Consider the following 13620-nt stretch of genomic DNA (forward strand, 5'->3'; position numbering starts at 1 on the left):
CTCCTTCGGGAGGCCGTGCTGTTTCTGGCACACTTTCCTTGTCATATCAAACAGATCATCGGCGGCGGCATTTTTGTCCTGCGCGACCGGCTACCAATCATCCATTTCAGATATATGCTCAGATCAGTGCCCTGTCGCCGAGACAGGGCTTGGCACCTCCCTCTGGCCATCGCAATGCGCAGGACGGGAGGGCCGGTAACAACGAGAATCGGGCAGTACACCTTCACGGGATATGAAGGGGGAGTGGGGAGATCCCGAGCCTTGTCAGGCAAAGGGGACCACTCGTAATGGTTGCAGATAGTCGTGACGGGCCTGTTCCCAGTTCAGGCCGACGAAGCAACATGACCTGTCGGTCAAGGAGGACTGGTATGGCATCAAGATCGCCATGGGATTCAGAGGCTGGGGCTGCGCCAGCGGAATCGTCAATCACCCGTTTCGTCAAAGGTAGCCGGATGACCTGGTTTTACGGTCTCTGGCTGCACCATCGTGGTTCGCACTGGACGCTCTGGCTGGGATGCCCGAAAGAGAAGGTGGTGCGTCTGGTGCTGCTGTTCAAGCGTGGCCATGGCGATCGCCAGGGGGAAGAGGGCTGGCTGGCCCCCGTGATTCCCATCGGCGTGCGGGCCATCGGCAAGATGTTGCAGCAGGGGCGTAACGCTCGCCCCTGAGCAGAAGAGACAAACAAATCCATCCATAACCGGCACCCGAGGGGGCCGGTTTTTTTATGGCCGCAACTGGCGATTAATTATGCCAAATGGTCGACTCCTGACAGGGCGTTGCACAAGGTTGAACCACCTTGGCGGCTCGCTGGGGTACAATGCCCCCCTCTTGTCCGGTCACTGCTGGCCATCTGCCTCGAACTGAAAGGGTCTCTTGTTATGATGAAGCTCCGCTATCCCCTGCTCTTTCTGCTGCTGACAGCCTGCCTGATCTTGGTGTTCTACGCCACGCAGCCAGAGCAGCCGGAACAGGCCGATTATTATCCGGCGGGGCGGGACATCAATGATTTCGCCTTTACCGATGCGGACAACCAGCCGTTTACTCCTGCCAACCTGAAGGGGCACTGGACCTTCCTGTTCGTCGGCTACACCTTCTGCCCCGATATCTGCCCCACCACCCTGGCAGATATGCGTTCCGTCTATGACCAGCTGAAGAAGATGGCGCCCGACAGTCAGGTGGTGTTTATCTCGGCGGATCCCCAGCGTGACGATATTCCACGCCTCAAGACCTATACCGCCTTCTTCAATCCCGAGTTCAAGGCGGCTACCGCCCCCCACGACAAGCTGTTCCCGTTCGTGCGCAATCTGGGGTTGATCTACTCCATCGCCAATCAGGGGGAGAAGGATTACCTGATCGATCACTCCGCCTCCATCGTGCTCATCAATCCCAAGGGCAAGCTGCAGGCGGTGTTCCGCCCGCAGGTGGCGCCGGGTCAGGTGCCCAGGGTGCAGATGGCCACCATGCTCTCTGATTTCGCCCGCATACTGAAGTTGGCAGGCCACTGAGCGTGACCCCAGCTGTTGCCCCCTGGTGGCGAGATCCCTCTCGCCACCTCGCTGTTTTTGCGCTCGCCCTGCCGATGGTTTTCTCCAATATCACCACCCCCTTGCTGGGGCTGGTGGACACCTGGGTGATCGGTCATCTCGGTCAGGCCTGGTTTCTGGGGGGCGTCTCGGTCGGTGCGACCCTGATCAACCTCATCTTCTGGTTGCTCGGCTTTTTGCGGATGTCGACCACCGGCCTGACGGCGCAGGCGCACGGCGCCGCCGACGGTCGTGCCCAGCTCGATACTCTGCTGCGGGCGCTGGGGCTGGCCATTACTCTTGGCCTGGCGCTGCTGTTGTTGCTCTTCCCCCTGTTGCCACGGCTGATCGCCCTGAGTGGCGGCTCGCCCGAGGTGCAGCTCTATGCGGGCCAATATGTGGCGGTGCGGATCTGGAGCGCCCCGGCGGCGCTCTGCAATCTGGTGATCATGGGTTGGCTGTTGGGGATGCAGGATGCCCGCAGCCCCATGGTGATGTTGATCCTCACCAATCTGGTCAATATGGCGCTCGATGCCCTGTTTGTGCTCGGGCTCGGCTGGCAGGTGCGGGGTGTGGCGGCAGCCTCGGTCATGGCGGACTACTGCGCGCTGGCAGTCGGCATCTGGCTGGTACGCCGTCAGCTGCGGCAACTGGCACCGACGGTGTGGCAGGATGGTTGGCAGCGCTGGCGGCAGCTTGCGCCCATGGTGCGGTTGCTCGGCCTCAACCGCGATATCTTCCTGCGCTCCCTCTGTTTGCAGCTCTGTTTCGCCTTCATGACTCTGCAAGGGGCACGACTGGGGGATGTGGCGGTGGCCGCCAATGCGGTGCTGCTCAACTTCCTGATGCTTATCTCCTACGGACTCGATGGTTTTGCCTATGCGGTGGAGGCCATGGTAGGACGAGCCATCGGTCAGCGGGATCGGCAGAAACTGCGGGAGGCCATCGTGCTCAATCTGGGCTGGGCCGCCCTGATTGCGACCGCATTTACCTTTGGGTTTGCCCTGCTGGGCAGTTGGCTGGTGGGGCAGATCACCGATATTCCGGCCGTGGTGGCGGAGGCAAATCGTCAGCTTCCCTGGCTGATCGCCATGCCGTTGCTGGCGGTCTGGTGTTTCCTGCTGGATGGCGTATTCATCGGGGCGACCCGGGCACGGGAGATGCGCAATAGCATGTTGCTTGCCGCGTTTGGCGGCTTCTTCCCGATCTGGTGGCTTTGTCAGTCGTGGGGCGTAGCCGCTTTATGGGCTGCGATGGCTGCGCTGATGGTGGGGCGTGGCTTGTCGCTCGGGATCAGCTGCTGGCGACTGGAACGAAGCGGGCGCCTGCTGGACGCCCGTCACTGATGAGCCGTGGCGCTTACATGGCGCCGGGATAACCGAGCTGGCGCCAGCTCTCGTAGACGAAGACCGAGACCGCGTTGGAGAGGTTCATGCTGCGGCTCTGGGGCAGCATGGGGATGCGCACCCGCTGCTCGAATGGCAGGCTCTCGATGATCTCGATGGGCAGGCCGCGGCTCTCCGGGCCGAACAGCAGGGCGTCGCCAAGGGCAAACTGCACAGCCGAGTGCGCGGTGCGTCCCTTGGTGGTGCAGGCAAATACCCGCTTGGGCGCCACCTCTGCCAGAAAGGCGTCATAGTTCGGCCAGCGCTTCACCTCGGCAAACTCGTGATAGTCGAGTCCCGCCCGCTTCACCCGCTTGTCATCCCACTCAAATCCCAGCGGCTCGATGAGATGGAGCCGGTATCCGGTGTTGGCGCAAAGCCTGATGATATTGCCGGTATTGGGCGGAATTTCCGGCTGGTAGAGGACGATATCGAGCATGACGAGCTCCTGCAAAGAGGTGTAAAGGCAAGAAGGGGCGCCAGCATACCCAGCGCCCGTGCCGATGAAAAGGGTCAGGCGACCGGTAGTTTGATGGTGATGGTGAGGCCGCTCGGGTGGTTGTTGCTGGCCGTAATGGTGCCGCCGTGGCGCTGGATCGCCTCCGCCGCGATGGCCAGCCCCAGCCCGGTTCCGCCGGTCTTGGCGTTGCGGGCATCATCGACCCGGAAGAAGGGCTGGAACAGCAGCTGTTGCTGCTCGTCGGGCACGCCGGGCCCGTCATCCCGAATGGTCATCACCCACTCCTTGCCATCCCGATACCACTCCACCTTGATGAACTCGCGGGCATATTTGAGGGCGTTGCGCAGCGGGTTCTCGATGGCCCGCGAGAGCAGCTCCGGCCACATCTGGATCGACTCGGTCGGCAGTTGCGGCAGCCTGAGCTGTTTGCCGCTCTGGTTCGCCTCGAACATCGCATCTTCGAGCATGGGTTCCAGCAGATCGGCCAGCGGCTGCACGACGGGGGCCTCCACATGCTGCTGTACCCGCGACAGGTCGAGCAGGTCGCCAATGAGCTTGTCCAGTCGGCCTATCTCCGATTCGATCCTGGCCAACTCGGCGCTATCGCCCTGCTTGCGGCGGATCAGCGCCTGTGCCAGCTGCATTCGGGTTAAGGGGCTGCGCAGCTCGTGCGAGATGTCGGAAAGCAGCTGTTTTTGCTTCTGGATCATGCTCTTGAGCGTCTCCACCATGCGGCTGACATGGTCGGCCAGCTGGCCGATCTCGTCGCGGCGGCCAAGGTTGGGGATCTGCACCTCAAGGTTGCCGGCTGCCAGTTGGGAGACCGATTTTTGCAACTGCAGGATCGGGCGGGTCAGCCGCCAGGCGAGCAACAGACAGAGCGGCGTGCTGACCAGCATTGAGATACCCAGAATGCGGATCGGGTGATCCAGCACCTGAATGAACAGGAACAGGTAGGGGTTTTCGGCATTGAGGCCGAAATAGACGTGGTAGCTACGGCCGTGGTGCTTCATCAGGAAGGGGCCGGCGATCGCCTTGCGATCTTCGTTTCCCAGCATGGGGTTGGCAGGGTTATCAGCATCCACCATGAAGCGCACCACAAACTTGCGGGGATGGGTGGTGGACTGGATCTGCCCCTTCTCGTCGCGGATGTAGACATTGTCCACCGGCAGCATGGCGATGTTATCCATCGCCTTGGCCAGATCGAAATCCTGATCCGGGTCGGCGGCATCGAGCAGGGCCTGGACATTGTTCTGCATCCGCGCCACCTCATGGGTGGGCAGCGGGATCTGGTTGCGGGGATCCAGTGTTGGCAGGCTGATCACTGCCGCGAGGATCACCAGCAACATAAACCAGAACCAGAGGAAGATGTGGGTCGAGATCCCGTTGAGGGAGGAGCCCCCCTTTATTCTTGCTCTAGCCACAGATAGCCGCGCCCCCGTACGGTTTTGAAACGGGGTTGGCCATCGGCGCGTTCCGGCAACTTCTTGCGCAGGTTGCTCAGGTGCATGTCGATGGCGCGATCGAAGGGTTCCAGCTTCTTGCCCAGCACCTGCTCGGAGAGGTGGCTCTTGCTGACAATCTGGCCGGGATTGCGCAGCAGGCACTCCAGCAGGCCGAACTCGGTGGCGGTCAGCTCCAGTAGCTGTTCGCCGCAGCGGGCCTGCTGCAGGCCGGGTTGCAGCACTATGTCCATAAAGCTGACTTCGTCGGAGGAGTTGCCGCGCTGGGGCGGGGCGCTCTGGGTTCGGCGCAGGATGGCGCGCACCCGGGCCAGCAGTTCCCGATCATCGAAAGGCTTGGCCAGATAGTCGTCGGCCCCCGCCTCAAGACCGTTGACCCGATCCTGGCTGTCGCCACGGGCGGTCAGCATCAGTACCGGTGTTTCATGGGTTTTGCGCAGCTGGGCCAGCATAGCGAAGCCGTTGAGTTTGGGCATCATTACATCCAGCAACACCAGATCGAAGCTCTGCTCCGCCAGCCGTTGCAGCCCCTCTTCACCATCCTCGGCGACCGTGACCTGAAATCCCTCCAGGGTCAGAATTTCGGTGAGCAGTTGGGTCAATTCAAGATCGTCGTCGACCAGGAGTATTCTGTTCATCTGGTGTTATTCCGCAGATTTTCGCGCCAAACTGACGCCGGGGTCAGGGTATAATAAGTTTTTCATCGCCAGAGGAAAGCCGGTTTTGAGCCATCAACAATATTCCCGTTGGGTGACCTTTGCCAGCATAGCGGCGGTCACCACCGCTACCTTGCTGATCATCGGCAAACTGATCGCCTGGCTGATGACCGACTCGTCGACCCTGCTGGCGTCGCTTACCGACTCCTTCATGGATGTGAGTGCCTCCATCATCAACCTGCTGGCCATTCGCTATGCGCTGGCCCCCGCCGATGACGAGCACCGTTTCGGTCACGGCAAGGCGGAGTCGCTGGCGGGCCTCATCCAGTCGGCCTTTATCTCCGGCTCCGCCTTGCTGCTGGTGATGCACGGCATTTCATCCCTGCTCAATCAGGCGCCTATTCTGCGGCTGGAGGCGGGTCTCTGGGTCAGTGGCGGCTCCATCGTGCTGACCCTGCTGCTGGTCAGCTTCCAGAGTTTCGTTATTCGCAAGACCAACAGCGTGGCCATCAAGGCTGACATGCTGCACTACCGTTCCGATCTGCTGCTCAATGCCGGTGTCTTGTTGGCGCTGGTGCTGGCGGGGCAGGGGTGGTACTGGGCCGACGGCCTGTTTGCCATCCTGATCGGGCTGTTCCTGTTGTGGGGGGCGGGACACATCGGCTACGAGTCGGTGCAGGCGCTGCTCGATCGTCAGTTGCCAGCGGAAGAACAAGCGAGAATAATGGCGCTCTGCTGTGCCGTAGAAGGTGTACACGGCGTACATGACCTGCGCACCCGTCAATCCGGGCCGACCCGATTCGTACAGTTGCATCTTGAACTGGATGATCAGATCCCCCTGGTCAAGGCCCATCAGATCGCCGATGAAGCCGAGCTGGCGGTACGCCAGGCATTCGAGCGGATGGATGTCATCATCCACATGGACCCCATCTCGGTGCTGACAAAAGAACAACAGAGCCCTCACCCAGAACAACAGTAGGCTGCAACATGGATGAACTGGTTGCCAAAACCTGGCACAAAATTCAGCAAGAAGCGGAGTGCATGGCGGCCCAGGAGCCGATGCTGGCCAGCTTCTTCCACTCCACCATTCTAAATCACAAGAATCTGCGTTCGGCCCTCAGCTTCCAGCTGGCCAACAAACTCGACAGCGCCACCATGCCCGCCATCGCCCTGCGCGAGGTGATCGAGCTGGCCCTGCGCAGCGAGCCCGAGCTGCTGACGGTAGTGGCGGCCGACATCTGCGCCGTGCAGGAGCGGGATCCGGCGGTCGACCTCTTCTCCACCCCGCTGCTCTATCTCAAGGGGTTCCATGCCCTGCAGGGTTATCGGGTCGCCAACTGGCTGTGGCGTCAGGGGCGCCGCTCGCTGGCCCTCTATCTGCAAAACCAGATCTCGGTGGTGTTCGGGGTGGATGTGCACCCGGCCGCCCGCATCGGCAAGGGGATCATGTTCGACCACGCCACCGGCATAGTGGTGGGCGAGACGGCAGTGATTGAGGATGATGTCTCCATCCTGCAGAGCGTGACCCTCGGCGGTACCGGCAAGGAGAGCGGCGATCGTCATCCCAAGATCCGCGAAGGGGTGATGATAGGGGCGGGCGCCAAGGTGCTCGGCAATATCGAAGTGGGCGTGGGTGCCAAAATCGGCGCGGGCAGCGTGGTGATCAACCCGGTGCCGCCTCATACCACGGTCGCTGGCGTACCCGCCAAGATCGTCGGCCGTCCGGAGTGCGACAAGCCTTCACTGGATATGGATCAGTGTCTCTGATCTCCCGGCCGGAGTAGTCGATGGCCAAACGTTGGTCGGGTTATCTGATTTTGGGGATGTGGCTGCTCAACTTGCTGCATCTCTATCTGGGACTCTCCCCCTGGCCAGCGGCCATTGCGGCCTGGGGGGCGTCACTGCTCACCTGGCCCTGGTTGGTGGGGGCCGCCAAGCGGCAGGCGCTGGCCTTGTATGGCGCGGCGCTGTTGCTGCTCATCTTTTCCTGGTGGCAGGGTGCGACCCTCACCGCCGGTGACTGGCTGCTGCCCAACATCAATATGCTCACCATGTTTGCCGCGGTGAGCACCCTCAACCTCGCCACCTCGGGTCTCTTGACCGGCACCACCTCCTGGACTGGGCGAAAGGGGTTGTGGAGCACCATGGCCAGCCTCAATCTGCTGGGGGCGGTCATCAACCTCTCGGTGTTGTTTATCATCGGCGATCGACTGGAGCGCAATGGCACCCTGGAGCGTCGTCAGGTGATGGTGCTGAGCCGGATCTTCTGTGCCGCTGCCTTCTGGTCACCCTTCTTTGTCGCCATGGCGGTGGCGCTTACATATGCGCCGGGCTTGCAGCTCTCCCATATTTTGCCGTTCGGGATCCTCGCCGCCTTGCTGGCGATGGGGCTGACCGCCTGGCAGGTGGAGCGGATCGGGGTGGCCGACTTTGCCGGTTATCCGCTGCGGCTGCAGACCCTGGGGTTGCCGGTCACGCTGGCGCTGCTGGTACTGCTCATCAAGCAGATCTGGCCCCAGCTCGGCATTCTGGCGGTGATCGCACTGGTGGCCCCGCTGCTGGCACTGCTCTTTATGCCGAGGGCCGGGCGCAAGGCGGCCCTCAAGCGGCAGGTGGTGGAACGCTTTCCCGCCATCGGCGGTCAGCTGGTGCTATTTCTGGGGGCCGGTTTGCTGGCGGCAGGCATCAACAGTGCGCTGTCGGTCATCGATCTCGGTGCCGGTCACGGCTTGCCGCTGTTCAATCACTTTGGCTGGCTTGAGGCATCCCTCACTCTGCTGCTGATACTGCTGGTGGCCATCGTCGGGGTGCATCCGCTCATCAGTATCTCCGGGCTGGCGCCACTGCTCTGGCCGCTGGCGCCGGATCCCAGCCTGCTCGGTATGTGTTTCCTGCTGGGATGGGGGCTTGCCACGGGCACCAGTCCGCTCTCCGGATCCAATCTGGCGCTGGCCTCCCGCTACAACCTCAGTGCCGGGCTGATCCTGCGCTGGAACCTGCTCTACGGCCTGCTGATGTATGTGGTCGCCTGTCTGTTGCTGGGGGCTTATATCGCCTTGCATGGATAACGGCGGCGCCGTCAGGAGGGTGCCAATGATGCGCGGGTGGCGGGGCTTTTTACGCACGGTTCAGTGTGTTGTCGCGACTCGGGCGCAGGATGCGAGAAAAATAGACGCATATTTAGACAATACATCTATGGAAGGCGCATTTTACAGCGCACTGGCTTGTTTGTGCCGATAGGCTCGGGGTATGCTGGCTCCACGCGCTTGAATCGCCCTCTGTGGGGCATCGCAATTGAACAAACAGGTATGCATATGTCACTAGAAGTCCTTGAGCAACTCGAATCCAAAGTACAATCCGCCGTCGACAACATCTCCCTGCTGAAGATGGAGCTCGACGAGCTGAAAGAACAGAACAGCAAGCTGCAAGACGAGAACCATCAGCTGCGTAACGAGCACGCTGCATGGCAGGAGCGTCTGCGTGCCCTGCTGGGTAAAATGGATCAGATGGGCGAAACCATCTAATTCATCGCCTTCAGGCAGAATTGAAAACGGGCCGCTCCATGAGCGGCCCGTCTATTTTTGTTTTGGCGGGATGGGAATTACAGCGCCAGCAGTTGTTTGACTGTCTTCTCGATGCCGTCCGCGGCTTCGACTATGTTGTTGGCCAGCATGTAGGCGGGGGTGGAGATCACCTTGCGCTCCTGATCCACCACAAACTCGTTGACCGGGCAGTTGAGATGGCTGCCACCCATCTCCTCGATGGCGTTGGCGGTACCCTCGTCATGGCCGATGGTCGCCAGCGTTCCAGCACCATATATCAGCGGGATCATGGCGGGCGCGATGCAGATATAGGCGGCCGGTTTATTGGCTTTGGCAAAGCTCTGGCACGCTTTCAGCACATCGGGCTGGATCTGGCATTCGGCGCCCCTGATTGCGAAGTCGCACAGGTTTTTGGCGGCGCCAAAGCCGCCGGGCACCAGCAGGGCGTCATAATCTACCGCATCCAGCTCGGCCACATCCTTGATCTGGCCACGGCAGATGCGGGCCGCTTCGACCAACACGTTGCGGCTCTCTCCCTCGCTCACTTCACCGGTCAGGTGGTTGATGACATGGAGCTGCGCCACGTTCGGGGCGAAGCACTGGACGGCGGCTCCCTGACGGGCCAACGCCAGCAGGCTGATGACGGCCTCGTGGATTTCGGCTCCGTCAAAGACGCCGCAGCCACTCAAAATCACGGCCACTTTTTTCATGGCAAACTCCTCGTTGTTGAAAATGTGAGCCAAGATGGATTGTTGTACTTTTGTATGGTTATCGCTCGCCATCTGCTGGTCAAGTCATCTTGCTGTGCTAGGATTGTTTCGTTTTGGATCCTGCTGTACCTACTCCCTTAAATCTTTTTCCACATTGATCGAGATCATTCTAACTGTCTCTCGATCGGTTTTTGCGATCTCAATATATTGTTTTTAATGGTTTTTTATATTTTTATGCACAGTTTTGTCACTGTGCACTCTGATGCGCCCCATTTTTGAACACAGAGTTATCCACAGGTTGAGTCCATTTATCAGGCGCTGTGTGTTGTTGCTACGCCCCTTGGTGTGAGGGGGGGCCTGTGGCATCCTAGCGGCTGTTTATCTCTGGCAGGACGATTTCATGGCCCCTAGCAACCCCCTTATTCTGGTCGACGGCTCCTCTTATCTTTACCGCGCCTTCTTCGCCTCCCAGCAGGCTGATCTGCGCACATCGACCGGTTTGCCGAGCGGCGCCGTCCGTGTCATGGCCAACATGATGCGCAGCCTGCGCAAGCAATATCCTGACTGTCATGTGGCCGTGGTGTTTGATGCCAAGGGCAAGACCTTCCGCGATGACATCTATCCCGAGTACAAGGCGACCCGTGCCAGCATGCCGGACGATCTGCGTAGCCAGGTTGCCCCGATCCACCAGATGATCAAGGCGATGGGCTTCCCCTTCCTGATGGTGGAAGGGGTGGAGGCTGACGACGTGATCGGCACCCTGGCCCGCCAGGCGACCGAGAAGCAGCTGCCGGTGCTGATCAGCACCGGTGACAAGGATATGGCACAGCTGGTCTCCGACCATGTCACCCTGATCGACACCATGAAAGATGTGAAGACCGATCGGGAAGGGGTGATCGAGAAGTTTGGCGTGCCGCCCGAGCTCATCATCGACTATCTGGCCCTGATGGGTGACAAGGTCGACAACATTCCCGGCATGACCGGTGTCGGCGAGAAGACCGCACTGGCCCTGCTGCAGGGGATTGGCAGCATCGACGAGATTGCCGCCAACCTCGACAAGGTAGCTGCGCTCGGTTTCCGTGGCTCCAAGGCGTTCGCCGACAAGTTCCGCGAGCAGGAGGAGCAGGTTCGTCTCTCCTATCGACTGGCGACCATCAAGACCGATGTCGAGCTGGAACAGAGTCTGGAAGAGCTGTTGCTCAAGCCGATCGACAAGGAGTCCCTGCTGGCGGTCTATCGCGAATACGAGCTGCGCAACCTGATCAAGGAGCTGGAATCCGGTGGTGAAGAGGGGAGCGAGAGCGCCGGACAGGACGAAGCTGGCGATGAGAGCGCTGCTCCGGTTGCCGCCATCGAAACCGACTACCGCTGCATTCTGGACGAAGCCGAGTTTGACGGCTGGCTGGAACAGTTGAAATCGGCACCGCTGTTTGCCTTCGATACCGAAACCACCAGTCTCGACTATATGGAGGCACGGATTGTTGGCGTCTCCTTCGCGGTTGAGCCGGGCAAGGCTGCTTATGTGCCGTTTGGCCACGACTATCTGGGGGCCCCGGTACAGCTGAGCGAGGCCGTGGTGTTGGGCAAGCTCAAGCCGCTGCTGGAAGATCCGACCCGTCTCAAGGTGGGGCAGAACCTCAAGTACGACCGCAACGTGCTGCTCAACCATGACATCGACCTGCAGGGTATCGCCTACGACACCATGCTCGAGTCCTACGTGCTCAACTCCACCGCCAGTCGTCACGATATGGATTCGTTGGCCAAGCGTTACCTCGGGGTCGAGACCACCGCCTTTGAAGATATCGCGGGCAAAGGAGTGAAACAGCTCACCTTCAACCAGATCGAGCTGGAGCAGGCGGCCCCCTATGCGGCGGAAGATGCCGATATCACCCTGCGTCTGCATCAGGCGCTGTGGGGTCAGCTGGAGGCCGTGCCGGGTCTCGCCAAGGTATTCAGTGAGATTGAGCTGCCGCTGTTGCCTGTACTGGCGCGGATGGAGTTGCTCGGCACCACTATCGATCCCAAGTTGCTGCACCAGCAGAGTCAGGAGATCGAGCTGCGGTTGGCAGAGCTGGAGAAACAGGCTCACGAGCTGGCCGGGCAGGAGTTCAACCTCTCCTCGCCCAAGCAGTTGGGGGAGATCCTCTTCACCAAGCTGGGGCTGCCGATCATCAAAAAGACTCCGAAGGGGGCACCGTCCACCGCAGAAGAGGTGCTGGCCGAGCTGGCGGAGACCTACGAGCTGCCGCAACTGCTGATGGAGCATCGTGGGCTGGCCAAGCTCAAGTCCACCTACACCGACAAGTTGCCGCTGATGATCAAGCCCCGGACCGGGCGGGTACACACCTCCTATCATCAGGCGGTAGCGGCTACGGGCCGCTTGTCATCATCTGATCCCAACCTGCAGAACATCCCGGTGCGCAATGAGCAAGGGCGCCGGATCCGTCAGGCCTTCATCCCTAGCGCCGGTTACAAGCTGGTGGCGGCGGACTACTCCCAGATCGAGCTGCGCATCATGGCGCACCTCTCCGGTGACAAGGGGCTGCTGACCGCCTTTGCCGAGGGCAAGGACATCCACAAGGCGACTGCCGCCGAGGTGTTCGGCGTGGCGCTCGATGCGGTCACCACCGACATGCGCCGCAGCGCCAAGGCGATCAACTTCGGCCTTATCTACGGCATGAGTGCCTTCGGTCTGGCCAAGCAGCTGGGGATCGGTCGTGCCGAAGCGCAGAAGTACATGGATCTCTACTTCGAACGCTACCCGGGCGTGCTGGAGTATATGGAGCGCACCCGTCAGCAGGCGGAAGCCCAGGGGTATGTCGAGACCCTGTTTGGTCGTCGCCTCTATCTGCCGGATATCAAGTCCCGCAACGCCGGTCTGCGCAAGGCTGCCGAACGGGCCGCCATCAACGCCCCGATGCAGGGCACGGCCGCCGATATCATCAAGCGCGCCATGATCAACGTGGACAGCTGGATCCGCGGTATCGAGGATGAGTCGATCCGCATGCTGATGCAGGTACACGATGAACTGGTGTTCGAGATCCGCGAAGAGAAGCTGGAGGAGTACACCGCCATCATCAAGGAGAAGATGTCGGCCGCTGCCGAACTGCATGTGCCGCTGCTGGTGGAAGCGGGTACCGGTGACAACTGGGATCAGGCCCACTGATTTCCGGTCAGCCGTTCTGCACGGCTATATAGCTATATAAGAAGCGAAGCCCGGCATCATGCCGGGCTTCCTGTTTCTGCCTGCCCTATGAGGTCTCTTGCAGATACTCATCCTTGAGCAGGACATAGTTGTCAGCCGAGGTTTTGAGAAAGGCGATCTCGGCAGGTTTGAGCGGGCGAGCCTGTTTGACGGGATTCCCTATATATAGAAAGCCCGATTCGAGTCGCTTGCCCGGTGGCACCAGCGAACCTGCGCCGATCATCACATCATCTTCAACCACGACGCCATCAAGCAGAATGGCACCCATGCCGACCAGCACCCGGTTGCCGATGGTGCAGCCGTGCAACATCGCCTTGTGACCCACAGTGACATCTTCACCGATCAGCAGCGGATAGCCGTCAGGATTGCCAGCACTCTTGCGAGTCAGGTGCAGCACGGTGCCATCCTGAATATTGCTGCGGGCGCCGATGCGGATATGGTTCACATCCCCCCGCGCCGCCACCATGGGCCAGATGCTGGCGTCGTCGGCCAGCTCGATATCTCCCACCAGTGTTGCGCAGGGGTCTACATACACCCGTTTGCCCAATTGCGGGCATTTTCCCTTGTAGGGTCTCAGTCGCAAGTCCATCTTGGCCTCCTTGTTTTCGGCCATTCTAGCAACCTGAAGGCTGTTTCTGTGGATAAGTTTGTATAAAAGCTGTGGTTGGATATGAAT

General features: G+C 60.4%; 13 protein-coding genes. 8 read left to right on the top strand and 5 right to left on the bottom strand.

Annotated features, from left to right (window positions below):
• Positions 1 to 452: 452 nt before the first annotated feature.
• From I6L46_RS17630 to I6L46_RS17640, 3 genes are all read left to right on the top strand, one after another.
• Complete coding sequence (locus I6L46_RS17630) at positions 453 to 668, top strand: hypothetical protein (protein WP_019446524.1); 216 nt, start codon at positions 453 to 455, stop codon at positions 666 to 668.
• Positions 669 to 878: 210 nt separating this feature from the next.
• Positions 879 to 1505 carry an SCO family protein gene (locus I6L46_RS17635; protein WP_005339543.1) on the top strand — a complete coding sequence of 209 codons (627 nt, stop codon included), beginning with the start codon at positions 879 to 881 and terminating at the stop codon, positions 1503 to 1505.
• A 74-nt stretch (positions 1506 to 1579) separates the two neighbouring features.
• On the top strand, positions 1580 to 2869 hold the full coding sequence (locus tag I6L46_RS17640; protein ID WP_254203165.1) for an MATE family efflux transporter: 1290 nt from the start codon (positions 1580 to 1582) through the stop codon (positions 2867 to 2869).
• A gap of 13 nt (positions 2870 to 2882) precedes the next feature.
• Here I6L46_RS17640 and trmL read toward each other — a convergent pair whose 3' ends face one another.
• The 3 genes from trmL to I6L46_RS17655 all read right to left on the bottom strand — a co-directional run bounded on the left by trmL (position 2883) and on the right by I6L46_RS17655 (position 5469).
• Positions 2883 to 3347, bottom strand: a complete 465-nt coding sequence (trmL, locus tag I6L46_RS17645; protein WP_216976544.1) for a tRNA (uridine(34)/cytosine(34)/5-carboxymethylaminomethyluridine(34)-2'-O)-methyltransferase TrmL — start codon at positions 3345 to 3347, stop codon at positions 2883 to 2885.
• A gap of 74 nt (positions 3348 to 3421) precedes the next feature.
• The gene (locus tag I6L46_RS17650; RefSeq protein WP_254203109.1) at positions 3422 to 4792 is read right to left on the bottom strand and encodes an ATP-binding protein; all 1371 of its coding nucleotides are present in this window, start codon (positions 4790 to 4792) and stop codon (positions 3422 to 3424) included.
• The gene (locus tag I6L46_RS17655; protein WP_216976546.1) at positions 4774 to 5469 is read right to left on the bottom strand and encodes a response regulator; all 696 of its coding nucleotides are present in this window, start codon (positions 5467 to 5469) and stop codon (positions 4774 to 4776) included. Before I6L46_RS17655 ends, I6L46_RS17650 begins: the two co-directional genes overlap by 19 nt.
• Before the next feature lie 85 nt (positions 5470 to 5554).
• On the opposite strand from I6L46_RS17655, the gene I6L46_RS17660 reads away from it, so the two are divergent.
• The 4 genes from I6L46_RS17660 (at position 5555) to I6L46_RS17675 (ending at position 9011) form a co-directional block, all read left to right on the top strand.
• Positions 5555 to 6466 (top strand): cation diffusion facilitator family transporter, encoded by a 912-nt coding sequence (locus I6L46_RS17660; protein ID WP_005339551.1) that lies wholly within the window; start codon positions 5555 to 5557, stop codon positions 6464 to 6466.
• Between the two features lie 8 nt (positions 6467 to 6474).
• Complete coding sequence (gene cysE / locus I6L46_RS17665) at positions 6475 to 7254, top strand: serine O-acetyltransferase (protein WP_005339552.1); 780 nt, start codon at positions 6475 to 6477, stop codon at positions 7252 to 7254.
• Between the two features lie 20 nt (positions 7255 to 7274).
• Positions 7275 to 8555, top strand: coding sequence for a hypothetical protein (locus tag I6L46_RS17670; RefSeq protein ID WP_159164588.1), 1281 nt, complete (start codon positions 7275 to 7277; stop codon positions 8553 to 8555).
• 246 nt (positions 8556 to 8801) lie between these two features.
• The gene (locus I6L46_RS17675; RefSeq protein WP_005342050.1) at positions 8802 to 9011 is read left to right on the top strand and encodes a cell division protein ZapB; all 210 of its coding nucleotides are present in this window, start codon (positions 8802 to 8804) and stop codon (positions 9009 to 9011) included.
• A gap of 77 nt (positions 9012 to 9088) precedes the next feature.
• On the opposite strand, the gene elbB is transcribed toward I6L46_RS17675, so the two are convergent.
• On the bottom strand, positions 9089 to 9739 hold the full coding sequence (gene elbB / locus I6L46_RS17680) for an isoprenoid biosynthesis glyoxalase ElbB (protein ID WP_216976548.1): 651 nt from the start codon (positions 9737 to 9739) through the stop codon (positions 9089 to 9091).
• A 400-nt stretch (positions 9740 to 10139) separates the two neighbouring features.
• Here elbB and polA point away from each other — a divergent pair, with 400 nt between their 5' ends.
• Positions 10140 to 12905 (top strand): DNA polymerase I, encoded by a 2766-nt coding sequence (gene polA / locus I6L46_RS17685; protein ID WP_216976550.1) that lies wholly within the window; start codon positions 10140 to 10142, stop codon positions 12903 to 12905.
• An 85-nt stretch (positions 12906 to 12990) separates the two neighbouring features.
• Here polA and I6L46_RS17690 read toward each other — a convergent pair whose 3' ends face one another.
• Positions 12991 to 13533: a gamma carbonic anhydrase family protein gene (locus I6L46_RS17690; protein WP_216976552.1), complete on the bottom strand. Its 543-nt coding sequence runs from the start codon at positions 13531 to 13533 to the stop codon at positions 12991 to 12993.
• Between the last annotated feature and the right edge of the window lie 87 nt (positions 13534 to 13620).

Source organism: Aeromonas sp. FDAARGOS 1416 (genome assembly GCF_019048085.1).
Taxonomy (GTDB): Bacteria; Pseudomonadota; Gammaproteobacteria; order Enterobacterales; family Aeromonadaceae; genus Aeromonas; species Aeromonas veronii.

Coding starts and splice junctions, on each gene's coding strand:
- polA (WP_216976550.1), top strand. CDS start 10,140: ATGGCCCCTAGCAACCCCCTTATTCTGGTCGACGGCTCCTCTTATCTT.
- elbB (WP_216976548.1), bottom strand. CDS start 9,739: ATGAAAAAAGTGGCCGTGATTTTGAGTGGCTGCGGCGTCTTTGACGGA.
- I6L46_RS17690 (WP_216976552.1), bottom strand. CDS start 13,533: ATGGACTTGCGACTGAGACCCTACAAGGGAAAATGCCCGCAATTGGGC.
- I6L46_RS17670 (WP_159164588.1), top strand. CDS start 7,275: ATGGCCAAACGTTGGTCGGGTTATCTGATTTTGGGGATGTGGCTGCTC.
- I6L46_RS17675 (WP_005342050.1), top strand. CDS start 8,802: ATGTCACTAGAAGTCCTTGAGCAACTCGAATCCAAAGTACAATCCGCC.
- cysE (WP_005339552.1), top strand. CDS start 6,475: ATGGATGAACTGGTTGCCAAAACCTGGCACAAAATTCAGCAAGAAGCG.
- I6L46_RS17640 (WP_254203165.1), top strand. CDS start 1,580: ATGGTTTTCTCCAATATCACCACCCCCTTGCTGGGGCTGGTGGACACC.
- I6L46_RS17655 (WP_216976546.1), bottom strand. CDS start 5,469: ATGAACAGAATACTCCTGGTCGACGACGATCTTGAATTGACCCAACTG.
- I6L46_RS17630 (WP_019446524.1), top strand. CDS start 453: ATGACCTGGTTTTACGGTCTCTGGCTGCACCATCGTGGTTCGCACTGG.
- I6L46_RS17635 (WP_005339543.1), top strand. CDS start 879: ATGATGAAGCTCCGCTATCCCCTGCTCTTTCTGCTGCTGACAGCCTGC.
- trmL (WP_216976544.1), bottom strand. CDS start 3,347: ATGCTCGATATCGTCCTCTACCAGCCGGAAATTCCGCCCAATACCGGC.